A 24,223-nucleotide genomic window follows, 5' to 3' on the forward strand; every position below is an offset into this window, starting at 1 on the left:
GGATTCGCAGCGCTTCGCGCGGGCTGATTGCTAAACATCAAGGAAGCGAACATCTTTCGCGTTCCGGGTGATGAAGCTGCGGCGCGCCTCGACGTCCTCGCCCATCAGGATCGAGAACAGTTCGTCGGCGGCCGCGGCATCGTCGAGGGTGACCTGGCGCAGCACCCGGATGGACGGATCCATGGTGGTTTCCCACAGCTCCTTGGCGTCCATCTCACCCAGACCTTTGTAGCGCTGGATGCCGTCGTCGGTGTTGATGCGCTTGCCGGCCTTCTTGCCGGCCTCGAGCAGGCCGTCGCGCTCGCGGTCCGAGTACGCGAATTCCGGTTCGCTGCGTTGCCATTTCAGCTTGTACAGCGGCGGCTGAGCCAGGAAGATATGGCCGTTTTCCACCAGCGGCTTCATGAAGCGGAACAGCAGGGTCAGCAGCAGTGTCGAGATGTGCTGGCCGTCGACGTCGGCGTCGGCCATCAGCACGATCTTGTGATACCGCAGCTTGGAGATGTCGAACTCGTCGTGGATACCCGTGCCCAGGGCCGTGATGATGGCCTGGACCTCGTTGTTCTTCAGCACGCGGTCGATGCGCGCCTTCTCGACGTTGATGATCTTGCCGCGCAGCGGCAGGATCGCCTGGAACATCGAGTCGCGGCCACTCTTGGCCGAGCCACCGGCCGAATCGCCCTCCACCACATACAGTTCCGACTTCGTCGGGTCGGTGGAGCGGCAGTCGGCCAGCTTGCCGGGCAGGCCGCCGATGTCGGTCGCGCTCTTGCGGCGCACCAGCTCCCGCGCCTTACGCGCGGCGACACGGGCCTGCGCCGACGAAACCGCCTTGTTGACAACCGTTTTGGCCTCGGCTGGGTTGGCCTCGAACCAGTGGGTCAGCTGCTCGTTACAGATTTTCTGCACGAACGACTTGACCTCGGTGTTGCCCAGCTTGGTCTTGGTCTGGCCCTCGAACTGGGGCTGACGGACCTTCACCGAGACCACCGCCGCCAGACCTTCACGGATGTCGTCACCCGTGAGGTTGGCTTCCTTCTCCTTCAGCAGCTTCTTGTCGCGCGCGTACTTGTTGACCACAGTCGTCAGCGCGGCGCGGAAACCTTCTTCGTGCGTACCACCCTCATGCGTGTTGATGGTGTTGGCGAAGGTGTGCACCGACTCGGAGTAACCGGCGTTCCACTGCATGGCGATCTCGACCTCGTGGCCGTCACCCTTGCCACCGAAGTCGATGATGCTCTGCTGGATGGCGCTCTTGGTCCGGTTGATGTGCTTGACGAAGTCGACCAGGCCGTCGGGGTAGTGGAAGGTCCGATGCTTGACCTTCTGCGGGGCGGCGGCTTCGGCGGCCTGCTCCTCGGCGGACTTGGGCGCCTCGGCGTGATCGCTGACGACCTCGTCGACCACCGCGGCAGCGGCGACGCGCTCGTCGGTCAGCTCGATGGTCAGGCCCTTGTTCAGGAACGCCATCTCCTGCAGGCGGCGGGCGATGGTCTCGAAGTCGTAGACCGTGGTCTCGAAGATGTCCGGGTCGGCCCAGAAGCGGATGGTCGTACCGGTCTTCTTGGACGGCTCGCCCTTGCGCAGTGTGCCGGGGACGGACTTGTCATAGGTCTGGTGCCATTCGAAGCCGTCCTTGTGGATGTCGGCCTCGAGCCGCGTCGACAGGGCGTTCACCACCGAGACGCCGACGCCGTGCAGACCACCGGACACCTGGTAGGCGCCCTCTTCGAACTTGCCTCCGGCGTGCAGCACCGTCATGACGACGTCAACGGTCGGGATACCGGTGGCGTGCATCGCGACGGGGATACCGCGGCCGTCGTCGGTGACCTGGACGCCGCCGTCCTCGAGGATGCGGACGTCGACCTTGGTCGCGAAACCGGCCATCGCCTCGTCGACCGCGTTGTCCACAACTTCCCAGATCAGGTGGTGCAGACCGCGCTCGCCGGTGGAGCCGATGTACATACCGGGACGCTTGCGGACCGCTTCCAGACCTTCGAGGACCTTGATCGAATCGGCACCGTACTCAGCCGGCGCATCCTTCTTTTGGGCAGCCACGTCGGACGCGTCTCCTTGGGGTTCGAGGGGGCGGTGAGGACACCGCTCTCAGATCTGTCGACAGTCTACCGGTAGGTACGGACGGCACTGACTTTCTGACAGCGTTTTGACACGTCTGTTCGCGCCGTGCGGGGAATTTCTCGGGTGATGTCGCGTCCGGACGCTCCAGGGGCGTCATCTGAGACTCATCGGCGCGCTGAGCGACGCCCGGTTTTGGCCTCAGCCGAAGGTGTCGCGCGGTCCGCGGGCGCCGAAATTCCGCGGGCCCTTCTGCCACGTCGGACCCGACGGGCCCAGGATCTTCAGCGACGTGACGACACCGTCGCCGACGGACGCGGCGATCTTGGCCAAGATCTGCGACTGCACCATCCGCAGCTGCGTCGCCCAGGCCGTCGATTCGGCCGTCACCGTCAGCACGCCGTCGCGCAGCGACGTGGGGGAGGCGTGCTCGGCGATCTGGTCGCCGACGACCGTCGACCACTGGCCGAACACCGATCCTTCGGCCATTCGGCCCGACCAGCCCCGGCTGCGGGCCAGGTCCATGGTCGCCGAACCCAGCAACTGCGGGTCCCGGCGATCGGGCCCGGGACCGGACCACGTGCGGCGACCACCGCCGCGGCGGGCCTTCGAGACCGGCGCATTACGGCCGCGACCGACATCTTTTCCTTGACTGCGGGCCGCGCCGCGGGCTTCCTCCAGCGTGCGGCGCACCAGATCCATACCCTTGAGATGGGCCAGATGCGGTGGCGGGAAAGCACTTTCGGGCACGTCGGGATTCTGAGGCTCCTCGCTGCTCGGTCGTTGATTCGCTCCGCAAGCGTCGCTCATGCGTCCACCACCGAAATCCGCCCGCCGTCGTCGTCACGCATCACCACATTGACTCGGGTGCCGTCCCAGTCCTGGGGAATGTCGTCGGGCACCGCCGCGGTGACCAAAACCTGCTCCGCCGATTGTGCCACGTCGGCGAGCGCCCGCCGGCGTGCCGAATCGAGTTCGGCGAACACGTCGTCGAGGAGCAACACCGGGTCGGTGCCGTCGGTCCGCAGCAGTTCGTATGCGCCCAGGCGCAGCGCCAACGCCATCGACCACGATTCCCCGTGGCTGGCAAAACCTTTCGCGAGCTGGTCGCCGAGGCGCAGTTCGAGGTCGTCGCGGTGGGGACCGACCAGGCAGACGCCGCGCTCGAGTTCGGCGGACCGGCGGCGGGCGAGTTCATCGAGCAGGGCGCTCTGGTAGGCCGCAACATCGACCGACCCGGTGCCGGCCTGTTCTTCGACGGCCTCGACCGAACTGCGGTAGCGGACCGATGCGGGCCGCGACGCCGGTGCCAGCAGGTGGTACGCCTTGGTGATCTCCGGGTGCAATTCGTTGATCAGGTTCACGCGGGCGGCGATCAGCTCGGCGCCGTGGGCGGCCAGGTGACCGTCCCAGACATCGAGGGTCTCGAGCGCGCCGGCATCCGCACCGCGAAAACGGCTGGCGCCCGCGGATTTCAGCAGCGCGGTGCGCTGGCGCACCACTTTCTCGTAATCCGCCCGTACCCCACCGAGCCGCGGTCGCCGGGTGCTGGCGAGTTCGTCGAGGTACCGCCGGCGTTCCCCCGGATCGCCGCGGACCAACGACAGATCTTCCGGCGCGAACAACACCGCCCGCAGGGCGCCGAGAATTTCGCGCGCGGACCGGACTGGGGAGCGGTTCAGCCGCGCCTTGTTGGCCCGGCCGGCGGTGATGTCGAGATCCACCGCCAGCTCCCGGCCGTCGTTGACCACGATGGTGGAGACGACGGCGCGGTCACACCCGGACCGGATGAGGGGGGCGTCCGAGGCCACCCGGTGGGACCCGAGCGTGGCGGTATACCACAGGGCCTCAACGATATTGGTCTTGCCGAAACCGTTCTGGCCGACGAACACGGTCCGACCCGGTGTCAATTCCAGGTCGAGCCGCGGCCACGACCGGAAGTCGGTCAGACTGAGCTGTCGAACGAACACCTAGCCGGACTTACTGACCCTCTGGACGGCGTGGCCACCGAATTGATTACGAAGTGCCGCAACGGCTTTCATGGTCGGCGAGTCATCCTGGCGGGACAGGAACCGGGCGAACAGCGACGCTGCGATGCTCGGCACCGGCACCCGCAGCCGGATGGCCTCCTCGACCGTCCAGCGGCCTTCACCGGAATCCTCAGTGTAGCCGCTGATGTCGGCCAGCTGGGGGTCTTCCTTGAGCGCCTTGGCCAGCAGCTGCTGCAGCCAGGACCGCACGACGGTGCCGTTGGTCCAGGCCTGGTACACCGCCTGCGGGTCCTTGATCAGGTCCGACGCGGCCAGCATCTCGTAACCCTCGCCGTAGGCCGTCATCAGCGCGTACTCCACGCCGTTGTGCACCATCTTGGCGAAGTGGCCGGCGCCGACCGGGCCGGCGTGGACGAAGCCGTCGGCGAGATCTCCCTCGGGCCGCAGCGTCTCGAAGATCGGCATGACGCGCGCGACGTCGTCGTCACTGCCGCCGACCATCAGGCCATAGCCTTCGGTCAGGCCCCAGACGCCACCGGAAACCCCGGCATCGATGAAGCCTATTCCCTTGTCCGCCAACAACTTTGCGTGCACGGCATCCTCGGTGTAGCGCGAGTTGCCGCCGTCGATCACCAGGTCACCGGAGCTGAGCACCTCGGCGAGATCCTCGATGGTCTCGCGGGTGATCTCGCCCGAGGGCACCATGACCCACACCACGCGCGGCGCCGTGAGCTGCTCGGCGAGCGCAGCGAGCGACGGCACGTCGCTGACTTCCGGCCGCGGGTCGTACCCGATGACTTCGTGGCCGCCACCGCGCAGACGCTCGCGCATGTTGAAGCCCATTTTTCCGAGGCCGATCAACCCCAGCTGCATCAGTGCTTCCTCCGCTGTCGTGTTCCGGTCAGCCCGGCAGGCGCACCGGCATCAGCAAGTACACGTAGTCGGTGTCCCCGGCGGGGAACGGACCGGATCCCGAGTACTGATTCTCCCCGGCGGGCCGCAACACTGCAGGCTTGCTGGGCGTCGTGAACCCGAACGTCACACGATCGGCATGTAAAGAACCCAGCCCGTCGGTCAGGTAGGTCGGGTTGAAGGCGATCGTCAGTGGCTCACCGTAGAACTCGACCGGCAGGTCTTCTTCGGCGCGACCGACGTCGTCGGCACCGGCCGACAGGCGCAGGATGTCGTCGGCGAACTCCATGCGGACCTGGGCGCCACGATCGGCGACCAGTGCGACACGCTTGATGGCCTCGGCCAGCTCGGCGACACCGATGGTGGCGACCGCGGTGTGCTCAGCCGGCAGCAGCTGACGGAATTTCGGGAACTCGGCGTCGAGCAGGCGCGTGGTGGTGCGCTTGCCATTGCTGCGAATACCCAGCATGCCGTCCTTACCGACGGCCTGACCGGCACCCAGCGACAGGTGCACCTCGGTGCCGTCGGATCCCGACTTGGCGGACTCGGCCAGCGTCTTCGCCGGAACCAGCACGGCCGCTTCGAGATCCGGCACCGCCGAGTTCCAGGTGAGTTCACGGACCGCGAGCCGGAATCGATCGGTGGCAGCCAGCACGACCTTCTCGCCCGAGATCTCGACACGCACACCGGTGAGCATCGGCAGGGTGTCGTCGCGGCCGGCGGCGACGGCCACCTGACCGATCGCCTCGGCGAAGACGTTGGCGGGCACGATGCCAGTCTCATCCGGGAGTGCCGGCAGCGCCGGGTAATCCTCGACCGCCATGGTCGGCAGGGAGAAACGGGCGCTACCGCAGCTCAGCGCCACGCGGGTGCCTTCGACGCTGAGTTCCACCGGCTTGGCCGGCAGCGCGCGGGTGATGTCCGAGAGCAGCTTGCCCGACACCAAAACGCTTCCGGGAGAAGAGATTTCCGCCGCGACGCGAACTTCGGCCGACACCTCGTAGTCGTATCCGGAGATGGTCAGACCGTCATCGGAGCCGGTCAGCAGCACACCGGCCAGGACCGGGTTCAGCGGCCGGGACGGCAGGATCCGCGCCACCCAGGCCACGGCGTCGGCGAAGTCTTCCCGAACGAGACGGAACTTCAAATCGGTCAGACCGGCTGTTGTCGCCACGTCCATAGCGTCCCTTCGCTGTTACCCCACCACGCTTGCCTGCCGGATCCCGCCGTGAGGCGTGAACAACACGCATCGGCGTTGGTTCCGGCTATCGAAGAACACCGTAGAGCGTTCCGCGTGAAGTTGAAAGCTAAACGATCAGCCGGGAGAGCTCGTGACGACCCCCGGAAGGCCGTCGGGATCCGGTTGTCCACCGGGAGTTTCCCCAACGGACTGCTTTTAGAAGAAGATCTAGAGAGATCTAAAGGTATTAGTAATAGGGGCTGTGCACGCTGTGGATGGATCCACGGACTTGCTGGTCCGGGCCTCACCGGCGGGATCCGGGGCTGTGCGCAGACTGTGCACGCGCCGTTAATCCAATCCGTGTATTTGTGGAGCGATCCGGCCATGTGGATTGTTCTGAGCTAAATCCCAGGGTTTATCCCATGTAGTACACAGTGCTGTGCACACCCCGTTGTGTGACTGGAGGTGCTCGTGATGCCAAAAAATCTTTTTGAGATTCGGGTCGTCGGGGCACAAAACGCGCTGGATCCGGGGGATCCGTGGCTCGAGTACCCCACTCATGGCCCGACAAAACAACATCGGCCCGCAGGCGTGAGTGCCTGCGGGCCGATGTCACAAGGACAGATTCAGTGCTTGGAACGCTGCCGGATCCGGGTGGTGAGTTCCTTGACGTGATCGAAAACCTCACGCCGCGAGGCCATTTCCTTCTTGATCTTGCGCTCGGCGTACATCACCGTGGTGTGGTCGCGGCCGAAGGCCTGCCCGATCCGCGGCAAGGACAGGTCCGTGAGCTCCCGGCACAGGTACATGGCGATCTGCCGGGAGAGGGCGACGGCGCGGGTCTTACCGGGGCCGCGGAGCTCCTCCACGGTGGTCTCGAAGTACTCGGCCGTGGCCGCCATGATCGTGGCGATACTGATCTGGGTGGTGCCGGCGTCGGCGATGAGATCTCGCAGCACGATCTCGGCCAGAGACTTGTCGATCATCGTCTTGTTCAGCGACGCGAACGCCGTCACACGGATCAACGCACCCTCGAGCTCGCGGATGTTGCGATCGATGCGGCTGGCGATGAGCTCGAGCACGTCGTCCGGCACATCCAGGCGGTCCATCTGCGCCTTCTTGCGCAGGATCGCGATGCGGGTCTCCAGCTCGGGCGGCTGAACATCGGTGATCAGACCCCATTCGAACCGGGTCCGCAGCCGGTCTTCCAGCGTCGCAAGCTGTTTCGGCGGCCGGTCCGACGAGATGACGATCTGCTTGTTGGCGTTGTGCAGCGTATTGAAGGTGTGGAAGAACTCTTCCTGAGTGCTTTCCTTGCCTTCGATGAACTGGATGTCGTCGACCAGCAGGACGTCGATGTCGCGGAAGCTGCGCTTGAACGATGCGGTCCGGTCGTCACGCAACGAGTTGATGAAGTCGTTGGTGAACTGCTCGGTCGAGACGTACTTGACCCGCATGCCGGGGAACAGCTTCTGCGCGTAGTTACCGGCCGCGTGCAGCAGGTGCGTCTTGCCCAGACCTGATTCACCCCAGATGAACAGCGGGTTGTAGGCCCGGGCCGGCGCTTCGGCGATGGCCAGTGTCGCGGCGTGCGCGAACCGGTTCGAGGCGCCGATGACAAAGGTGTCGAAGGTGTAGCGCCGGTTGAGGCTCAGATCGGCCGATTCGTCCGCGGGCGGCCGGTTGAAGTACCGGGGCCAGGTCTCTTCGGCACTGGACAGTTCTTCGGCGTCGTCGTCCAGGTCGTCGGCGGCGGTGACGGGTTCAGGTTCCGGCGTCTCGGCGTCGGGGGTTTCGGCGGCCACCGGCCGGTCGTCGGTCTCCGGGACCGCGATGCGAACACCCAGGTCGACGCGCTGTCCGAGGTGTCGGCTCAGCGCGGCGATGATCGGTTCACGCAGGTGCCGTTCGATCTCGTTCTGCACGAACTGGGTGGGGACCGACAGCAACGCGAAGCCTTCGGTCAGCACCAGCGGCTGAACCATGCGCAACCAGGCCCGCTGCTGGGCGGTCAGCGTCGTGGTGCCGCCGAGGTCACCGTTGAGTTCGGCGACCACGCTTTTCCAGATGTCGGTGAACGATGCACTGGGGTTAGCGGTCAACGACTACTACCCCCTCGGAACCGCCTGACCGGCGGCTCAATAAAACGACGACAATCTGTCCACATAGTTATCCACAGACTGTGGACAAAGTAGGAGAGTGCCGTCGTGCTCGTGTTTTGCATGCAGGAAGCCCGCGCGCTGAGGCTCGTCACAGGAACGTCTGTGGGCTCGTAGCGTCGGGACCTCTCTGGCTTGTTGTCTGGCGCCGTCGTGCAACGGCATTGGCAGAAGCTAACAAGTTTTCTGTTCGTCCGCCAACCGTTCGGCAACATTGGTTCGAGGTTCTTGGGCGTGTCGGCTTGCCACGTTGCGAGTGGGACAACTGTGACGAACTCATGTGGGATCCACCTCACTTCTCGCTACGAAGCGGTAACGGTTCCTGACGTGCGACAGCGAGGTTTGACCCGGAGAATTCAGATCAGTACCCTCGAACAGTCGCCCACACGTGGTGATACGGCTGCGACCGGGGAAGTTCTGCCACGAACTTCGATCGGTACCGCGCCGGCTAGCAAGCAAGATGCGTGCGCTTACCAGCGACGACCGTGCCCACCGGCATGACTCGTTCATGTCGGTGGCGAGTGCGGGCGTCACATAGTTGAGGAGATACAGCCGTGGCCAAGGGCAAGCGGACTTTCCAGCCGAACAACCGCCGTCGGGCTCGTGTGCACGGCTTCCGTCTGCGCATGCGGACCCGTGCCGGCCGCGCCATCGTGTCGGCACGTCGCGGCAAGGGCCGTCGCTCTCTCACTGCGTGACCTGACGCAGGATCGAAGCACCGTGCTTCCGGCTCGTAACCGGATGACGCGCTCGACAGACTTTCGAGTCACCGTGAGCCGCGGTGTGCGTTCGGCGCAACGGGATCTCGTGGTGCATTCACTGGCACCACGAGATTTTGGCGATGCCGATTCAAACACCGCGGATGCGCCGAAAGTCGGTCTCGTCGTAGGTAAATCGGTCGGCAACGCCGTCCAGCGACACCGCGTGTCCCGTCAGCTTCGTCATGCCAGCCGGGATCTGCTGCCCGAGTTGCAGTCCGGTGAGCTGCTGGTGATCCGGGCCCTGCCCGGCAGTCGCGAGGCCGCCACCGCCACGCTGCAGGACGAATTGCGAGTCGCAGTGCAGCGCGCTCATGCGAAGTCCGGATCCCGGCCATGAGTCAGCGGCTGGCCCGCGGGCTGATCTTTCTCATCGAGCTGTACCGCAACATGGTGTCGCCGATGCGTCTGCCCAGCTGCCGGTTCAGCCCCACCTGTAGCCAGTACGCCGTCGAGGCACTCACCGAACACGGATTGTTCCGCGGTTGTTGGCTGACGACAGTTCGGCTGGCCAAGTGTGGCCCGTGGCATCACGGGGGATGGGACCCCATCCCCGAAAGACGGTCCGCGGCAACCGCCGCGCAGTCAAGGAGCGATTCGCTTGTCTTTTAACTGGTTCAGTCTGGACTACATCTATTACCCGGTATCGGGGATCATGTGGCTCTGGTACAAGCTTTTCGGCGCGATCCTGGGTGCGGAGAATTTCTTCGCCTGGGGCCTGTCGGTGATGTTCCTGGTGTTCACCCTGCGTGCCATCCTGTACCGGCCGTTCGTCCGCCAGATCGAGACCACCCGGCAGATGCAGGAACTGCAGCCCCAGATCAAGGAACTGCAGAAGAAGTACGGCAAGGATCGCCAGCGGCTCGCACTCGAGATGCAGAAGCTGCAGAGCGAGCACGGTTTCAACCCGCTCCTTGGCTGTCTGCCGATGCTGGCGCAGATTCCGGTGTTCCTGGGTCTGTTCCACGTGCTGCGCTCGTTCAACCGGACTGAGGGCGCCGGCATGGGGATCGGTGCGCAGGCGCTGTCCCTCGAGGAGAACCGGACGACCGGCAACTACTTCTTCAGCGCCACCGACGTCGCGCACTTCCTGAACACGGATCTGTTCGGTGCGCCGTTGGGCGCCACCATGATTCAGACCGGTGAGAGCCTCAAGGCGTTCGCGCACTTCGACCGCATGTCGGTCATCCTCGTCGGCATTCCGCTGATGATCATCTCGGGTATCGCGACCCACATGAACAGCCGTGCCTCGGTGGCCCGGCAGAGTCTGGAAGCCCAGCAGAACCCGCAGACCCAGCTGATGAACAAGCTGGCGCTGTACGTGTTCCCGTTGGGCGTCGTGGTGTCCGGCCCGTTCCTGCCGATCGCCATCCTCATGTACTGGGTGGCCAACAACATCTGGACCTACGGTCAGCAGCACGTGGTGTTCAACCGGATCGAGAAGCGTGAGGCGGAGGAGAAGGAGCAGGCGATCGCACGCCGGTCGGCCAATGCTCCGGCACCCGGTGTGAAACCGAACCGGAACAAGAAGGGCAATCCGCCGGCCGCCCCGGCCAGCGCCGGTACCGACGTCGAACAGACCGGTACGGAGCTCGACGGCACTGAATCCGATTCCGCCGGCTCGAAGCCGGCCCCGGGCGCCAAGCCCAACAAGAAGAAGCGTTGACCGGTCAGAGGGTAAAGACCCTGAGCGACGGCCGGTGCAAGAGGGAGAAGGCAGGGATATGACAGACACAGAAACGCAGGCGGAGGCCCCGGCCCCGACGACGGCCGAGGCCGCTCCTGCAAGCAAGAACGACGATCTCGAGGAGCGCCTGGTCGCCGAGGGCGAGATCGCCGGTGACTACCTCGAGGAGCTCCTCGATCTGCTGGACTTCGATGGCGACATCGACCTGGATGTCGAAGGCGACCGCGCGGTCGTCAGCATCGACGGCGGCAACGATCTGAGCAAGCTGGTGGGGCGCAAGGGCGAGGTGCTGGACGCGCTCCAGGAGCTGACCCGGTTGGCTGTGCACCAGAAGACCGGCGAACGCAGCCGGCTGATGCTGGACATCGCCCGGTGGCGTCGGCAGCGGCGTGATGAACTGGCCGCGCTGGGCAAGAAGGTCGCCGAGCGGGTGCTGGCGTCGGGTGAGCGTGAAGAGCTGTCGCCGATGACGCCGTTCGAGCGCAAGATCGTGCACGACGCCGTGGCAGCCGTGGACGGCGTCCACAGCGAGAGCGAGGGCGTCGAGCCGTCGCGCCGGGTGGTTGTTCTGCTCGATTGAGCACTCTAATTACATCGATGTTGTTCGTCGGCGGCGAGCTGGCGGGGAAAGTGGAGGCTGTTTCACGTGAAACATGGTGAAGCCCCATCCCCACCGGCCGCCGCCGTCGACGTTTTTGGTGATCGGGCCGAGCTGGCGCACCGCTATGCGGAGATCCTCGCCGGCGATGGAATCGAGCGCGGACTCATCGGCCCGTCGGAAGTGGGCCGGTTGTGGGACCGTCACGTGATGAATTGCGCCGCTATAGGCGAGTTGGTCTCCAGCGGTGAACGAATCGGCGATATCGGCAGTGGGGCCGGCCTTCCGGGCATCCCGTTGGCGTTGGCGCGGCCCGATGTTCACGTGGTCCTGATCGAGCCGCTGCTGCGCCGGGCGGACTTCCTTCGCGAAGTCGTCACCGAACTCGGGATCGACGTGACGGTGATTCGGGGTCGCGCCGAGGAGCGTACGGTCCGGGCCGAAGCCGGGGAGCTGGATGTCGTCACCTCCCGCGCGGTGGCTGCCCTCGACAAGCTGGCCAAGTGGAGCCTGCCCCTCCTCAAGGTCGACGGCCGAATGCTGGCTCTCAAGGGGGAGCGGGCGGCCGACGAGATCGTCGAACACCGTCGGGCACTCAACTCACTCGGTGCTGTGGACGTAAGGGTGGTGAAATGTGGCGTGAACTATTTGACTCCGCCCGCAACCGTGGTCGTGGCGAAGCGCGGAGCCAAGCGCGCGGCTACCGGTCGACCGGCCAAGAATCGACGATGACATCGTCGGCCCGGGGGAACGACAAGCCGGCCGAAGTTTCGGAAGTGGCCGACCCGGCCGCGACATCAGGAAAGGCAGTGAGCGATGCCAGAGGCGAGCGAAGCGACGGGAACACTGATGTTTCACGTGAAACGTGGCCAAGCGTGACGATGGATACGCCGATCGGGGCGGAAGCCGAACGCGCGGTTCAGATCCTTCACGGCGCCAAGGGACAGCAGCTGCCACGCCCGACGCACCAGCGGGTGTTCACCATCGCCAACCAGAAGGGCGGCGTCGGCAAGACCACCACTGCGGTCAACATGGCGGCGGCCCTGGCCCTGCAGGGGCTCAATGTTCTGATCATCGATCTGGACCCTCAGGGCAACGCCAGCACCGCGCTCGGCATCGAACACCGGCCGGGCACCGCCTCGTCGTACGAGGTGTTGATCGGGGAGATCACCCTCGAGAGCGCGCTGCAGCGCAGCCCGCACAACGAGCGCCTCTACTGCGTCCCGGCGACCATCGACCTGGCCGGCGCCGAGATCGAATTGGTCAGCATGGTGGCACGTGAAACCCGGCTGCGGAACGCGCTCGCGACGCTCAAAGACCACAACTTCGACTACGTCTTCATCGACTGCCCGCCGTCGTTGGGTCTGCTGACCATCAACGCGCTCGTGGCGGCGCCGGAAGTGCTGATCCCGATTCAGTGCGAGTACTACGCGCTGGAGGGTGTGGGCCAGCTCTTGCGCAACATCGAGATGGTCAAGGCGCACCTCAATCCCCAGCTGGACGTCACGACCGTCGTCCTCACGATGTACGACGGCCGCACCAAACTCGCCGACCAGGTCGCGATGGACGTCCGGGACCACTTTGGCGATAAGGTTTTGCGGACCGTCATCCCACGCAGCGTCAAGGTTTCCGAGGCACCGGGGTACGGCATGACGATCCTGGATTACGACCCGGGATCACGTGGAGCAATGAGCTATCTGGACGCCAGCCGTGAACTCGCCCAACGTGGCGAGTCGGGAGTGAGGAAGTAACGATGTCGCAGCCGAAGAAGCGCAGCGGACTCGGACGGGGGCTGGCGGCACTCATCCCGACCGGTGCCCCCGAGGACGGGCAGCAGGACACGTCGCTGCGGATGGGGTCTGCGGCTGCCGACGTGTTGATCGGTGGCGGTCCGACTGGTCCGGTCAATGGAGCAGTGGCTGCTGATTCGGCCGCGGCGGCCAGGGCCGAAGCCGAGGCGATCGGCGCGGTGTACCGCGAGATCGAGCCGTCGGCGATTCAGCCGAACCCGCGCCAGCCGCGCAGCGTCTTCGATGCCGACGCGCTCGCGGAACTGGTGCACTCCATCCGCGAGTTCGGGCTCATGCAGCCCATCGTGGTGCGGGAGCTGAGCCAGCCGTCCGGGCCGCACCGCTACCAGCTGATCATGGGTGAGCGTCGGTGGCGCGCCTCGCAGGAAGCCGGCCTGACGGCCATTCCGGCGATCGTCCGCGAGACCGCCGACGACAACATGCTGCGCGATGCCCTGCTCGAGAACATCCACCGGGTCCAGCTGAACCCGCTCGAAGAGGCGTCGGCCTACCAGCAGCTGCTGGAAGAGTTCGACGTCACCCACGAGGAACTGGCGACCCGCATCGGTCGGTCGCGTCCGGTGATCACGAACATGATCCGTCTCCTGAAGCTGCCCATCGCGGTGCAGCGTCGCGTGGCCGCCGGCGTGCTGTCGGCCGGCCACGCGCGTGCTCTGCTGGCGCTCGAAGGCGGACCGGAGAAGCAGGAGGAGCTCGCCGCCCGCATCGTGGCGGAGGGACTGTCCGTCCGTGCCACCGAGGAAGCGGTCACTCTGGCCAACCGCGACGGTGACAAGCCGGCGCCGGCACCCAAGCGCAAGCCGATCCAGATGCCCGGCTTGCAAGATGTGGCCGAGCAGCTCTCGACCGCGTTCGACACGAAGGTCACCGTGAGCCTCGGCAAGCGCAAGGGCAAGATCGTCGTCGAGTTCGGCTCGGTTGACGACCTTCAGCGCATCGTCGAACTGATGAAGACGGAACAGGGCTAACCGACCCGATTTTGGGTTTGCGACAACCCGACCAGGGACAAGGCCCCGTTACGTCACTGTGACGGTGACGTTTGTGGGGCGTGCGGGACGGGGAGGGGAACCGCGATGTTTCACGTGGAACAGTTGAGCGTTCGGTCGCCCTCGATCCCGACTGAACAAATCGAGTCGACGGCGCCGGCGTCTCTTATCCTGGAAGAGCAGCCTGATCCGATCGGGTGGACGACGGGAGTCTGGTGAGTTCACGAATCACGCCGCTGCGCCTCGAATCGTTCGAGCGACTGCCGAAGCATGCGCGGCGCTGTGTCTTCTGGGAAGTCGATCCGTCGGCACTCGGCGACAGCGACCACCTCAGCGACCCCGAGTTCGAGAAGGAAGCGTGGCTGTCGATGGTCATGCTCGAGTGGGGATCGTGCGGACAGCTGGCGGTCGCCTGCGACCCGGACCGCGCCGAGGACCCCAACGACGACGCGCCCTGTCTGGGCTACGCGTTCTATGCACCGCCGCGTGCCGTGCCCCGGGCGGGGCGCTTTCCGACCGGACCGGTCAGCCCCGACGCGGTTCTGCTCACGTCGATCGGTGTCGACTGTCCTGACGACGGTGACGGGCTGTCGCGTCACTTGATCGCCGCCGTCGTTGCCGATCTGGTTCGTCGTGGTGTGCGCGCGCTGGAGGCGTTTGGCCGCACCAGCGAAGTGGCCCAGCTGAGTGGCACGCAGGCCTGCCCGGAGGAGTTGGCGGCGACGGTCGAGGCATTCGGCGAGTGCGCGGTCGATCAGTGCGTGATCGAGGCCGACTTCCTTCAGGACAACGGCTTCGAGATCGTCGCGCCGCATCCCTACTTCCCGCGGCTGCGGCTGGAACTTGAGCAGGGGCTCGGCTGGAAAGCTGATGTCGAAGCGGCGCTGGAGCGACTGCTGGAGAGCAGTGCTTTGCAGCAGCCCGTCGGGGCGGTTGCCAGCCCCGCGCTGTGGACGCCGCTCACCGGTCGATAGGGGAGTGGGCCTCCACGGTGAACACACGTGGCTGACGCTCCGTCGAAGCCCGACGACTGCGGACTGCTCGATGTCGGCGACGGCAACCGGATGTACTGGGAGACCCGCGGCAATCCCGTCGGCGAGCCGGTTCTGATCGTCCACGGCGGCCCGGGCGCCGGCAGGTCCCGCAACGCCCACAAGCAGTTCAACCCGGAGCGCTTCCGCATCGTGGCGTTCGATCAACGTGGATGCGGTGACAGTGTGCCGAGCGCCGCGGACCCGTCGACCGACATGTCGTGCAATAAGACTGAGCATCTGCTCGCCGATATGGAGGCGCTGCGCCATCATCTCGGGATCGATCGCTGGCTGCTGTACGGCGGCTCCTGGGCGTCCACGTTGATCCTCGCGTACGCCCAACGGCATCCGGATCGGGTGCTCGGCATCGTGCTGATCGGCGTGACGATGACGCGGCCGCAGGAGGTCGACTGGCTGTACCACGGGCTGCGGCTCGTCCGCCCCGCGGAGTGGCAGCGCTTCCGCGACGGCGTACCGGAGGGGGACCGGGACGGGAATCTCGTCGAGGCCTACCGCCGGCTGATGGAGCAGCCGGACGCCGCCGTGCGAGAGCGGGCGGCGCGGGACTGGTGTGCCTGGGAAGACGCCGCGATCGCGCACGAGGCGTTGGGGAAGCCGGGGCAGTACTCGGCGAAGATCGACGCCGGCCGGCTGGCCTTCGTTCGGATCTGCACGCACTACTTCGCGCACACTGCGTGGCTGGAGGACGGCCAACTGCTGCGGGATGCGCATCGATTGGACGGCATTCCCGGCGTGCTGATCCACGGCCGCCTCGACCTCTCCGCGCCCGTCCGGACGGCGTGGGAACTCGCTCAGGCATGGCCCGACGCCGAGCTCCGGATCATCGAAGACTCGGGCCACACGGGCAGCCCGGCCATGGCGGCGGCGATCGCAGACGCCGTCGAACGGTTCACTCCGCCGCGGAGCTGACGCGGCGGTTCCACGTGAAACATCGGCCAAGCCGTCGGGAGTCAGCTGGGCCCGCGACACTGGCAGCGGCCGCGCCCTCGGCACTCCACACCGGAATCGTGCGGTGACACGGGGGAGCTTCGTCATCGCACTCGGATGCGCCTCGGTCGCGGGTTGCGTGCTGGACTCACACCGGCGCAAGACGGATGCTCACGGAGGAGAGCGTCGGCCCGACCATCGAGCCGCATCGCGCGGCTCCCGTGTCCGGCCGGCGAGCATCATCGTGCGCCCGACTGAGGCGCCGGAGGTGCGCGGCGTCCTGACGCCCAGCCGGCCCTCGCCTGTCCGGAGGCGGTGCCGCGGGGCAGACCCCGGCCGGCGGTCTATGTAGCTGTCGCGATGGTCGGCGGGTGGGAGTCAGGTATGTCGGCCGCACACCGGCCACCCACGCCGCCGCTGTATTGCCGCACGCCGGGCCGGACTGCCCGACAACTACGCCGTTCCCTAACCGACACATGGCTGCGATTGATCCGAGACACGAGGCAAGCGTCTTGTCGTGGTCCGCGAAGGCAGCCCGCACGTCCTCGATGCGAGTGACTTCGGCGCTGCAATTGCGCGGTGCGGGATCGGGCGCCGTTGGCGTGCGCGGCGAAGCGGTGTTGCCGAGAGCACCGTTGACTGGCGCAGCCCGGCTTGAGATCGAAGCTGCGCGCAGCGCGGGCAGGGGAGGAGGGGAAGCCGAATGCAGCACCCCGACGCTAACACACGCGAGCGAGTCGGCTCGGCCGCGGCCTACTGACCGTCCAGCAGTTGGACGATGCGTGCGCGGCGGATGTTGAGGTCCCCGATGCGGGTGTCCATCTCGGCCAGTGTCTGTCTGATGGCGGCGGCGATGGCCGGGCACATGTCGACCGCGCTGCCGTCGATGCAGGGCAGCAATTGGCGAATGGTGCGTACGCCGAAACCGGTGTCGATCAACATCCGGATCCGGCGCACATCTTCCACGGTGTCGGCGTGGTAGTCGCGGTAGCCGTTGGACCGGCGCTGCGGTGCGATCAGACCCTGAGCCTCGTAGTAGCGCAGCGACCTGACCGAACTGCCGGTTGCCGCCGCTACTTCACCGATCCGCACGCGAGCTCCTCTTGGGTTGACCTTGACGCTGATGTCAGGGTTTAACTTCGCCGCATGCCCAACGATTCCCTGCTTTCCACGCTGACGGTCACGCGCGTCGGCTCCGGTCCGGCTCTGCTTCTCGCGCACGGAGCAGGGGGAGGAGTCGCGCTGAATTTCGGCCAACTCATCGACGAGATGGTTGGCGAGCGAACGCTGATCGGCGTGGACTATCCGGGTTCGGGAGGCAGTCCCTTGACGGCGGATTCCTACCGCATTGACGATCTGGCTGACGCGATCGTTGACGCCGGGCGCGCGGCCGGCTTCGACCGGTTCCCCATCCTCGGGCTTTCGCTGGGCTCGGCGGTAGCCATCACCGCGGCACTGCGTCATCCCGAGACCGTCAGCGCCTTGGTTCTGACGGTGGGCTTCGCGCACGCCGATCCGCAGTTGCGGTTGGTTGTCGATGTCTGGCGCTATCTGGCCGCGCACGACCGCGACATCCTGGCGCGGTTCCTGACAGCAGTGTCGTCGCCGTCGGCGTTCAACGAGGCCGGCAATCTCGACGAGATTGTGGCCAACGTCCGCGCGAGCATTCCGGTCGGCAGTCCGCAGCAGGCTGCGCTGGCCGCCGAGGTCGACCTCCGCGACCGCCTCGCGGAGGTCGCGATCCCGACGTTGGTCGTGGCGGCGGGCATGGACCGCATCGTGCAGCCGTCCTCGACTCGCGCTCTCGCAGCGGGCATTCCTGGCTCGGTCCTGATGGAATATCCAGACGCCGGTCACATCTTCACACCGGACGAGGGGCGGACATGGATCTCCGATATCCGGAAGTTTCTGCTGGCGCACAAGCTGTGACAGACAGGTGGCACTGGCGGGTGGCCGTGCTGTCTGCCGCCGCCTTCGTCTACCTCGCCGCAGAGATGTTTCCGGTCGGCGTCGTCCCGCAGATCGCCGACGGACTGCACACGACAGTGCCCGCTGCGGGGCTATTGGTGGGCGTGTACGCGGTGGCTGCTGGCGTGGCAATCATCCCGGTGGCTTTGGCCACCCGTCGCGTCGAGCATCGCGTCATGCTCACGGCCGCCTTGGCTTCGCTGTCGTTGTCGCAACTGCTGCTGGCCGTCGCTCCGACGCCCGGGTGGGCAGTCTTCGCCCGGGTCGTCGGCGCGATATTGCATGGTTCGGTGTGGTCCCTGGCTCCGGTGCTTGCCAGTGCCCTCGCACCGGCCGGCCGTGCGGGGCAGGCGACCGCGCTGGTGTTCGTCGGGGCAGCGCTGGGGTTGGCTGCGGGATCCCCGCTCACTACGCAGCTTTCCCTACTCATCGGGTGGAGAGCCGCGTCTCTGGTGCTGGCGGCGCTTGCCTTGACCTTGGCGGTGGCCATTGCGGTGCTGGTTCCCCGCCATAGCGGTCGTACCGTGGGGGCGCCGACCGCCGGCCGATCCGGTGAGCCGCACACTGTCGCAGCGGTCTGTGTCCTGACGCTGCTAGTGGTGACCGCCGCCTATGCGCCGTATTCGTTCATCACGGTGTTGGCCGGCGACATCGGGATCTCGGCCACCGGCCTCCCGGTTCTGCTCCTGGGCTATGGCGGCGCCGCGCTGACTGCGGTCGTCATCGCCGGACGGTTGCTCGATCGACACCGCTACGCGGTCGTGGTCGCGGCCCTGACGGGTCTGCTGATTGCATTCGCGACGCTGAGCCTGACCGGCTCGCGTGGGTTGTTCGTCGCGGCGGTTCTGTTGTGGGGAGCCGCCTTTGCGTGTTGGGCGCCGGCGATGCAGACGATCCTCATCAAGCGTTGCCCCAACGCCGCTTTCGCGTCCTATCTGTACGTGCTCGCATTTCAAGTCGGGATCTTCTCCGGCGCCTGGGCGGGATCGCAGCTCGTGGCCTCAGACGCGGCGGCATCGCTGACGATGCTTGCGCTGATCGGTATCGGGTGCGCGTCACCGGTGGCCGTGTTGGCCCGACGGTGGTTGTGAGCGCCGGAGAAACGAGCGACATGAACGGAGCTCCAAGTCGGAACACCCGCCACTGGGGCCCGAATCACGATGACCCCAGGACCAACCGGAACAAGCGTCACGTGACGCTCGTGCCGCAGTCGCCCTTGCGGTCGAAATTGGGCCGCGGCCGGCGTTCCGGGGACGTCTGGGCGACCGGCGCTTCCTGGTCCACCACGCGGGCCATGAGGCGTCAGTGGCGGCCCATGCGGGACGACGCTGGGGGAGACGGAGTTCGGGCCGGCACGAGTGAGCGGAGCCCGCTAGACCGCCGTCTCGGCGATGCCGACCAGAACTGCGATGACTTCCGGCAGCGGTCGGGTCGTGTCGATCTCGTGCGTGGCCGACTGCCGCAGTAGCGGTTCGACCTCTGCGATGTCGGCCAGGATCCGGGCGCGCTCATCGGCGCTCTTGCCGAAGGGGTTGTTCGTGCGCCGCCGCAACCTGTCCAACACGACTTCGGTTGGGGCGGTGAGGAGTACAACCGCGTCGAACCGGTCGTAGAAGCGCCACTGATTGGCCACGGTGCCCTGAACGAACAAGGGCGCATCGCGCCGTTGGTTCAGCAGCGCGTCGATCAGAGGTTCGCGCCAGAGTGGCTCGCCGTCGACGACTTCGATCCAGTCACCGTCGTCGGTATCGACGGTGACATAACCCCGTTCAGCAAGGCCGCACAGTGCCGTCGACTTACCGACCCCGGACATGCCCGTCACGAGAATTGCGGCGTCGCCACTCATACCGACTGATTCAACCAGCCCGCGCACCGAAATACGGTGGCGTGCATGACGAAAACGCTGAGGGGAGAAGGGCTAGGCGCCGGCCTGGCCGGCTTGCTCGACCGACATCTCGTGGGCCAGCAGCTCGGCGAACGTGAAAGTGCCTGTGGGACGGTCGTTCTTGCCCAACAGGTACAGCCGCTTCACCGCCGCGAGGATGCCTTCGGCGATCGAGTCGCGGTGACCGGGAGAGGTCAGCAGTTCACGGTCGTGCGGGCTGCTCACGTAGCCGATGTCGACCTGCACCGTGGGCATCCGGGTGAGCCGCAGCAGGTCCCAGGTGCGGCCGTGGGTCCGGCAGTCGCGTAAACCGCTGCGCGCCACGACTTCCCGCTGAATGAAGTCGGCGAGGTTGCGGCCGATGGTGGACACCGAACCGTGCGAGTTGCCGAAGTAGAACGAGGCGACGCCGTTGGCCGCGGGGCTGGGCAGACTGGCGCACCGCAGGCTGATCATCAGATCGGCGCCGACCGCGTTGGCCGTCGCGGCCCGCTCGGCATCGGCCGGGCTACCGCTGACGGGGCGCGACAGGAACGTGTCCATGCCGATGGCCGTCATGCGGCCTTCCAACCGGCTGGCGAGATCCCACAGGACGTCGGCTTCACTGACCGGGCCGGATCGGCTGGTCATGATGAGCCCGCGATCGTCGCCGCCGCGGCCCGGATCGATGATGATCCGCTTTCCGGTCAGGCGGGGGCCGCTGCGCCGGACGAGTTCCTCTTCGCGGATGGCGTGCGGCGAACCGCCGGTGACCCGCGAACCCAGGAAGTACAGGGAGCGCAACGTTTCCGGACCGCAGATGCCGTCGGGGAACATGCCGTACTCACGCTGGTACGACATCAGGCCGTTGTGGGTCTGCAAGCCGAAATGACCATCGACGAGACCGGTGTAGAAACCGAGATCCTGCAGCCGGGCCTGCAGGGTGGCGACGTCGTCGCCATACATCGGGGCGCCGAACTGGTGCGACAGCGTGCGCGCTCCCAGTCGGTACGAGGCCTCTTTCAGCGCGCGGTACGTCGCCTCGCCGACCATGCCGTCGACGAGCAGTCCACGCTGCTGCTGGAAGGCACGCACGGCCTGGTCGAGATCCTCGTCGAAGAGGTCGAGCGCGACGTGCTTGCCGGTGGTGAGATCCGCGTCGGGACTGTCCAGCAGTCCCAGGGCGGCCAGTGCGGCCCGAATCTCGGTGACCGAACCTCCCCGGTCACCGCGACGCAGTATCGACATTCCTGGCCTTTCAATCACGGACGCCAGGCGGGCGGACAGCTGCGCACTGGCGGGACGCCTGGACCCATTGTCGCAGACGCTCCTCAGGATTCCGCAACTTCACAGGCAGCAGCGGTGCGACCCGCCGAATCCGGCGGGTCGCAGCCACTGATGCGATCAGAGTTCGTCTGCGATTTCGCGCAGCAGGGCGGCCTTGCCCTTGGCGCCGACGATGCGCTTCACCGGCTCGCCGTCCTTGAACAGGATCAGCGTCGGGATCGAGACGACGTTGAAGCTGCGGGCGGTCTCGGGGTTGGCGTCGACGTCGAGCTTGGCGATCGTCAGCTCGCCGGCCTTCTCGCCGGCCAGTTCCTCGAGCACCGGGGCGATCATCTTGCACGGTCCGCACCAGGTCGCCCAGAAGTCGACCAGCACCGGGGTGCCGCTCTTGATGACGTCGCTGTCGAACGAACCGTCGGTGACGGTCAGCGTTGCGCTGCCCTCGCTCATGTACTGCTCCTCTCGGGTGAACTCTGTGGGGGAAGGACGATCAGCCGTGGTGCTCGGCGAGCCAGCGCTCGGCGTCGATGGCCGCCGCACAGCCGCTGCCGGCCGCGGTGATGGCCTGCCGGTAGGTGTGGTCGACCAGATCGCCGGCGGCGAACACGCCGTCGAGCGACGTGTTGGTGGTGCGGCCCTGCACCTGCACGTAGCCCTCGTCGTCGAGATCGACGAGACCGCGCACCAGCCCAGACCGCGGGTCATGGCCGATGGCGACGAACACGCCGGTGACCGGGAGCTTGCTCTCCTCGCCGGTGACGGTGCTGCGCAGCAGCAGCCCGCTGACCTTCGAATCACCTTCCACCGCAACAACTTCGGTGTTGGTGACGAACGTGATCTTCTCGTTGGCCTGGGCGCGCTCCAGCATGATCCGCGAGGCGCGGAACTCGTCCCGGCGGTGGATCAGCGTCACCGAGCGGGCGAAGCGCGTCAGGAACGTCGCCTCCTCCATGGCGGAGTCGCCGCCGCCGATGACCGCGATGTCCTGGTCGCGGAAGAAGAAACCGTCACAGGTGGCGCAGGTGCTCACGCCCTGGCCGATCAGCTCCTGCTCGCCCGGCACACCGAGGTGGCGGGCAGCGGCACCCATCGCGAGGATGACGGCGCGGGCCTGGTAGGTCTCGCCGTCGACCGTGACGGTCTTGACGGGTCCGTCGAGGGATACCGCCTCGACGTCCTCCATGCGCAGGTCGGCGCCGAACCGCAGCGCCTGCTCGCGCATCTCCTCCATGAGCTCGGGGCCGGTGATGCCTTCCTTGAAGCCCGGGTAGTTCTCCACCTCAGTGGTGGTCATCAACGCACCACCGAACTGGACACCCTCGAAAACCAGCGGCTTGAGCTGGGCGCGAGCCGTGTACACCGCAGCGGTGTAGCCGGCCGGCCCGGAGCCGATGATGATCACGTCGTGCACGGTGTCTTGGGTGGTCATGGCCGCCTTTCATCTGGCTCTGGTCAGGCTCATACCTGGTCGGCCTGCTGCCAGAGTCGGTACGCCTATAACACCAGGGTAAGTGCCGGTGTTCCCGGCCGTTGGGCGGGCTCCGGGGCGGTCAGCGGCGCGATTGCGTCGGCGGGTCCGGAGCATCGGAGATGACGGCGTCGGCGGCCAGGCCGGCGTCGCTCGAATTGCAGCCGGGAGACACCACCAGGGCCATCACAGCGCCGTCGTCGGCCTTGGGGAGCAGCAGGAGCACCTGGGCGCGGTCGCGCATGGTCAGGGTGGCGGCGCCGAGCACCGACGTGGTGGGGGAGTAACCGAGCCCCGCCAGACAGGACCGCAGGCGATCCGGTGCGGCGAGGGCCCCCAGCTCGGGCGGCCGGTTCCGCAGACTCAGAATCTGCCGGTCCGGCCAGGGCATCCCGGCCTGGCGCTGGACGGTCAGTGACGCGGCCTTGGGGCCGGCGGAGGTCCGGGCTGGTTCGTCGGACCCGGTGAACACCACGACAGCGCCGATGCCGACCGCGACGAGCCCGGCGACGGCACCCGCGACGACGGCGGGCCGCACCGTACGTGCGCCGTGGCCGGCCGAGCGGCCGGGGACGACGGTGTGGCGCGGCCCGGGGCCGGCAGCGCGCAGGGCGGACCCGATGCGGGCGGTGGCTTCGGCGGGAAGGTCGCTCGCGGTGGTGTCCTCCGCCAGGTCGTGGACGTCGCGGCGGACCTGTTCGAGCGCGGCGTACCGACGTGCGAGCGCCGGATCGTCGCGGATGCGCCGGCGCAGTTCGGCCGCTGTGGCGTCGTCGAGCAGCCCGGCCTGTAGGTCGGCCAGTAGCTCGAGGGAGACGGACTCGTCGGCCTGGTCGTCGTCCACCTGCCGAAGCCTAATCCGGTCGCCGCACAGACCCGCGGTACGCCGTCCCGGGTGCACGGCGCGAAAACGTCACGTGACCGGTCCCCGTCAGTCGACGAGATGGGCGAGCGACTGGGCGAGTTTCGCGCGCGCCCGCGCGCAGCGGCTCTTCACAGTGCCCTCGGCGATACCCAGCATCGCCGCGGTCTCGGCGACCGAATAGCCCTGCATGTCGACGGCGACCACCGCCGCCCGCTGTTCGACCGGCAGTCGCAGCAGCGCCCGCTCGATGACGATGGTGGTCTCGATCCGGTGTGCGGGGTCCGCGGTCTGGCAGGTGGCGTCGCTGAGCTCTTCGGCACGTCGAAACTTGTTGTGACGCAACCGGTCCAGGCACGAGTTGACCACGATGCGGCACAGCCAGCTGCGCACCGAACTGTCGTGGCGGAACCGCGGGGCGTGCCGGTGGGCTTTGAACAGCGCGTCCTGCAGGGCGTCCAGAGCATCCTGCGGGTCGTGGCTCGTCAGGCGGGCGAGCCGGTACAGCTGGTGGCGGTGTCGATGGAACAGCTCCTCGAACGCGTACCGCTCACCGGCGATGTGTGCCGCGAGCAATTCTGCGTCTGACGCGTCCGACTGTGGCCCCCCGAAACTCCCCACTTCCGAACCATAAATC

At 66.6% G+C, this 24,223-nt stretch carries 25 protein-coding genes; 12 read left to right on the forward strand and 13 right to left on the reverse strand.

Translation table 11 applies throughout. The features are described 5' to 3' along the window. Positions 1-30: 30 nt before the first annotated feature. The 6 genes from gyrB to dnaA all read right to left on the reverse strand — a co-directional run bounded on the left by gyrB (position 31) and on the right by dnaA (position 8,261). A complete protein-coding gene (gene gyrB, locus BR47_RS0115490; RefSeq protein WP_020099899.1) occupies positions 31-2,058 on the reverse strand; it encodes a DNA topoisomerase (ATP-hydrolyzing) subunit B in 2,028 nt (675 codons plus the stop codon). 219 nt (positions 2,059-2,277) lie between these two features. Beyond that, the gene (locus tag BR47_RS0115495; RefSeq protein WP_051128397.1) at positions 2,278-2,886 is read right to left on the reverse strand and encodes a DUF721 family protein; all 609 of its coding nucleotides are present in this window, start codon (positions 2,884-2,886) and stop codon (positions 2,278-2,280) included. Then, positions 2,883-4,046: a DNA replication/repair protein RecF gene (gene recF / locus BR47_RS0115500; protein ID WP_029120069.1), complete on the reverse strand. Its 1,164-nt coding sequence runs from the start codon at positions 4,044-4,046 to the stop codon at positions 2,883-2,885. Before recF ends, BR47_RS0115495 begins: the two co-directional genes overlap by 4 nt. Continuing rightward, the gene (gnd, locus tag BR47_RS0115505) at positions 4,047-4,940 is read right to left on the reverse strand and encodes a phosphogluconate dehydrogenase (NAD(+)-dependent, decarboxylating) (RefSeq protein WP_020099896.1); all 894 of its coding nucleotides are present in this window, start codon (positions 4,938-4,940) and stop codon (positions 4,047-4,049) included. It abuts the gene before it with no gap. 28 nt (positions 4,941-4,968) lie between these two features. After that, positions 4,969-6,159 carry a DNA polymerase III subunit beta gene (dnaN, locus tag BR47_RS0115510; RefSeq protein ID WP_020099895.1) on the reverse strand — a complete coding sequence of 397 codons (1,191 nt, stop codon included), beginning with the start codon at positions 6,157-6,159 and terminating at the stop codon, positions 4,969-4,971. 626 nt (positions 6,160-6,785) lie between these two features. Beyond that, on the reverse strand, positions 6,786-8,261 hold the full coding sequence (dnaA, locus tag BR47_RS0115515) for a chromosomal replication initiator protein DnaA (protein ID WP_029120070.1): 1,476 nt from the start codon (positions 8,259-8,261) through the stop codon (positions 6,786-6,788). A gap of 611 nt (positions 8,262-8,872) precedes the next feature. On the opposite strand from dnaA, the gene rpmH reads away from it, so the two are divergent. The 10 genes from rpmH (at position 8,873) to pip (ending at position 16,119) form a co-directional block, all read left to right on the forward strand. Next, positions 8,873-9,016 carry a 50S ribosomal protein L34 gene (gene rpmH, locus BR47_RS32645; RefSeq protein WP_073695092.1) on the forward strand — a complete coding sequence of 48 codons (144 nt, stop codon included), beginning with the start codon at positions 8,873-8,875 and terminating at the stop codon, positions 9,014-9,016. A 22-nt stretch (positions 9,017-9,038) separates the two neighbouring features. Beyond that, the gene (rnpA, locus tag BR47_RS32650) at positions 9,039-9,416 is read left to right on the forward strand and encodes a ribonuclease P protein component (RefSeq protein ID WP_081633317.1); all 378 of its coding nucleotides are present in this window, start codon (positions 9,039-9,041) and stop codon (positions 9,414-9,416) included. Further along, positions 9,413-9,688 carry a membrane protein insertion efficiency factor YidD gene (gene yidD / locus BR47_RS32655; RefSeq protein WP_020099892.1) on the forward strand — a complete coding sequence of 92 codons (276 nt, stop codon included), beginning with the start codon at positions 9,413-9,415 and terminating at the stop codon, positions 9,686-9,688. The genes rnpA and yidD overlap by 4 nt, the downstream gene beginning before the upstream one ends. 43 nt (positions 9,689-9,731) lie before the next feature. Continuing rightward, positions 9,732-10,742: a membrane protein insertase YidC gene (gene yidC / locus BR47_RS30635; protein WP_051634818.1), complete on the forward strand. Its 1,011-nt coding sequence runs from the start codon at positions 9,732-9,734 to the stop codon at positions 10,740-10,742. Positions 10,743-10,800: 58 nt separating this feature from the next. Then, the gene (locus BR47_RS0115535; protein WP_020099890.1) at positions 10,801-11,343 is read left to right on the forward strand and encodes a Jag family protein; all 543 of its coding nucleotides are present in this window, start codon (positions 10,801-10,803) and stop codon (positions 11,341-11,343) included. Positions 11,344-11,409: 66 nt separating this feature from the next. Next, positions 11,410-12,093: a 16S rRNA (guanine(527)-N(7))-methyltransferase RsmG gene (gene rsmG, locus BR47_RS0115540; protein ID WP_029120072.1), complete on the forward strand. Its 684-nt coding sequence runs from the start codon at positions 11,410-11,412 to the stop codon at positions 12,091-12,093. Between the two features lie 149 nt (positions 12,094-12,242). After that, complete coding sequence (locus BR47_RS30640) at positions 12,243-13,112, forward strand: ParA family protein (RefSeq protein WP_090562786.1); 870 nt, start codon at positions 12,243-12,245, stop codon at positions 13,110-13,112. A 2-nt stretch (positions 13,113-13,114) separates the two neighbouring features. Then, on the forward strand, positions 13,115-14,140 hold the full coding sequence (locus BR47_RS0115550; RefSeq protein WP_029120073.1) for a ParB/RepB/Spo0J family partition protein: 1,026 nt from the start codon (positions 13,115-13,117) through the stop codon (positions 14,138-14,140). Positions 14,141-14,373: 233 nt separating this feature from the next. Next, positions 14,374-15,132, forward strand: coding sequence for a hypothetical protein (locus BR47_RS0115555; protein ID WP_036420294.1), 759 nt, complete (start codon positions 14,374-14,376; stop codon positions 15,130-15,132). A 27-nt stretch (positions 15,133-15,159) separates the two neighbouring features. Then, complete coding sequence (gene pip, locus BR47_RS0115560; protein ID WP_029120074.1) at positions 15,160-16,119, forward strand: prolyl aminopeptidase; 960 nt, start codon at positions 15,160-15,162, stop codon at positions 16,117-16,119. A 771-nt stretch (positions 16,120-16,890) separates the two neighbouring features. Here pip and BR47_RS0115565 read toward each other — a convergent pair. Further along, complete coding sequence (locus tag BR47_RS0115565) at positions 16,891-17,229, reverse strand: MerR family transcriptional regulator (protein WP_029120075.1); 339 nt, start codon at positions 17,227-17,229, stop codon at positions 16,891-16,893. A gap of 54 nt (positions 17,230-17,283) precedes the next feature. On the opposite strand from BR47_RS0115565, the gene BR47_RS0115570 reads away from it, so the two are divergent. Continuing rightward, entirely contained in the window at positions 17,284-18,066 is a 783-nt protein-coding gene (locus BR47_RS0115570; protein ID WP_029120076.1) for an alpha/beta fold hydrolase, read from the forward strand. 20 nt (positions 18,067-18,086) lie between these two features. Next, positions 18,087-19,196 carry an MFS transporter gene (locus tag BR47_RS0115575; RefSeq protein ID WP_029120077.1) on the forward strand — a complete coding sequence of 370 codons (1,110 nt, stop codon included), beginning with the start codon at positions 18,087-18,089 and terminating at the stop codon, positions 19,194-19,196. 281 nt (positions 19,197-19,477) lie between these two features. Here the strand turns inward: BR47_RS0115575 and BR47_RS0115585 are convergent, their stop codons facing one another. The 6 genes from BR47_RS0115585 to sigM form a co-directional block, all read right to left on the reverse strand. Further along, complete coding sequence (locus BR47_RS0115585) at positions 19,478-19,951, reverse strand: ATP-binding protein (protein WP_020099881.1); 474 nt, start codon at positions 19,949-19,951, stop codon at positions 19,478-19,480. A gap of 72 nt (positions 19,952-20,023) precedes the next feature. Beyond that, positions 20,024-21,217, reverse strand: a complete 1,194-nt coding sequence (locus BR47_RS0115590; RefSeq protein ID WP_029120078.1) for an N-acetylmuramoyl-L-alanine amidase — start codon at positions 21,215-21,217, stop codon at positions 20,024-20,026. A 156-nt stretch (positions 21,218-21,373) separates the two neighbouring features. Further along, entirely contained in the window at positions 21,374-21,706 is a 333-nt protein-coding gene (trxA, locus tag BR47_RS0115595; protein ID WP_020099879.1) for a thioredoxin, read from the reverse strand. A 40-nt stretch (positions 21,707-21,746) separates the two neighbouring features. Beyond that, positions 21,747-22,685 (reverse strand): thioredoxin-disulfide reductase, encoded by a 939-nt coding sequence (trxB, locus tag BR47_RS0115600; RefSeq protein WP_029120079.1) that lies wholly within the window; start codon positions 22,683-22,685, stop codon positions 21,747-21,749. 121 nt (positions 22,686-22,806) lie between these two features. Beyond that, positions 22,807-23,568, reverse strand: a complete 762-nt coding sequence (locus tag BR47_RS30645) for an RsmA family anti-sigma factor (RefSeq protein ID WP_020099877.1) — start codon at positions 23,566-23,568, stop codon at positions 22,807-22,809. A gap of 87 nt (positions 23,569-23,655) precedes the next feature. Further along, positions 23,656-24,207 carry an RNA polymerase sigma factor SigM gene (gene sigM / locus BR47_RS0115610; RefSeq protein WP_029104844.1) on the reverse strand — a complete coding sequence of 184 codons (552 nt, stop codon included), beginning with the start codon at positions 24,205-24,207 and terminating at the stop codon, positions 23,656-23,658. Between the last annotated feature and the right edge of the window lie 16 nt (positions 24,208-24,223).

The sequence above is a fragment of the Mycobacterium sp. UNC410CL29Cvi84 genome (assembly GCF_000686745.1).
In the GTDB taxonomy this organism is placed as follows: domain Bacteria; phylum Actinomycetota; class Actinomycetes; order Mycobacteriales; family Mycobacteriaceae; genus Mycobacterium; species Mycobacterium mucogenicum_B.

Coding starts and splice junctions, on each gene's coding strand:
- BR47_RS0115590 (WP_029120078.1), bottom strand. CDS start 21,217: ATGTCGATACTGCGTCGCGGTGACCGGGGAGGTTCGGTCACCGAGATT.
- BR47_RS0115535 (WP_020099890.1), top strand. CDS start 10,801: ATGACAGACACAGAAACGCAGGCGGAGGCCCCGGCCCCGACGACGGCC.
- BR47_RS0115585 (WP_020099881.1), bottom strand. CDS start 19,951: ATGAGTGGCGACGCCGCAATTCTCGTGACGGGCATGTCCGGGGTCGGT.
- BR47_RS30640 (WP_090562786.1), top strand. CDS start 12,243: ATGGATACGCCGATCGGGGCGGAAGCCGAACGCGCGGTTCAGATCCTT.
- trxA (WP_020099879.1), bottom strand. CDS start 21,706: ATGAGCGAGGGCAGCGCAACGCTGACCGTCACCGACGGTTCGTTCGAC.
- BR47_RS0115550 (WP_029120073.1), top strand. CDS start 13,115: ATGTCGCAGCCGAAGAAGCGCAGCGGACTCGGACGGGGGCTGGCGGCA.
- trxB (WP_029120079.1), bottom strand. CDS start 22,685: ATGACCACCCAAGACACCGTGCACGACGTGATCATCATCGGCTCCGGG.
- yidC (WP_051634818.1), top strand. CDS start 9,732: ATGTGGCTCTGGTACAAGCTTTTCGGCGCGATCCTGGGTGCGGAGAAT.
- yidD (WP_020099892.1), top strand. CDS start 9,413: ATGAGTCAGCGGCTGGCCCGCGGGCTGATCTTTCTCATCGAGCTGTAC.
- dnaN (WP_020099895.1), bottom strand. CDS start 6,159: ATGGACGTGGCGACAACAGCCGGTCTGACCGATTTGAAGTTCCGTCTC.
- gnd (WP_020099896.1), bottom strand. CDS start 4,940: ATGCAGCTGGGGTTGATCGGCCTCGGAAAAATGGGCTTCAACATGCGC.
- BR47_RS0115495 (WP_051128397.1), bottom strand. CDS start 2,886: ATGAGCGACGCTTGCGGAGCGAATCAACGACCGAGCAGCGAGGAGCCT.
- BR47_RS0115570 (WP_029120076.1), top strand. CDS start 17,284: ATGCCCAACGATTCCCTGCTTTCCACGCTGACGGTCACGCGCGTCGGC.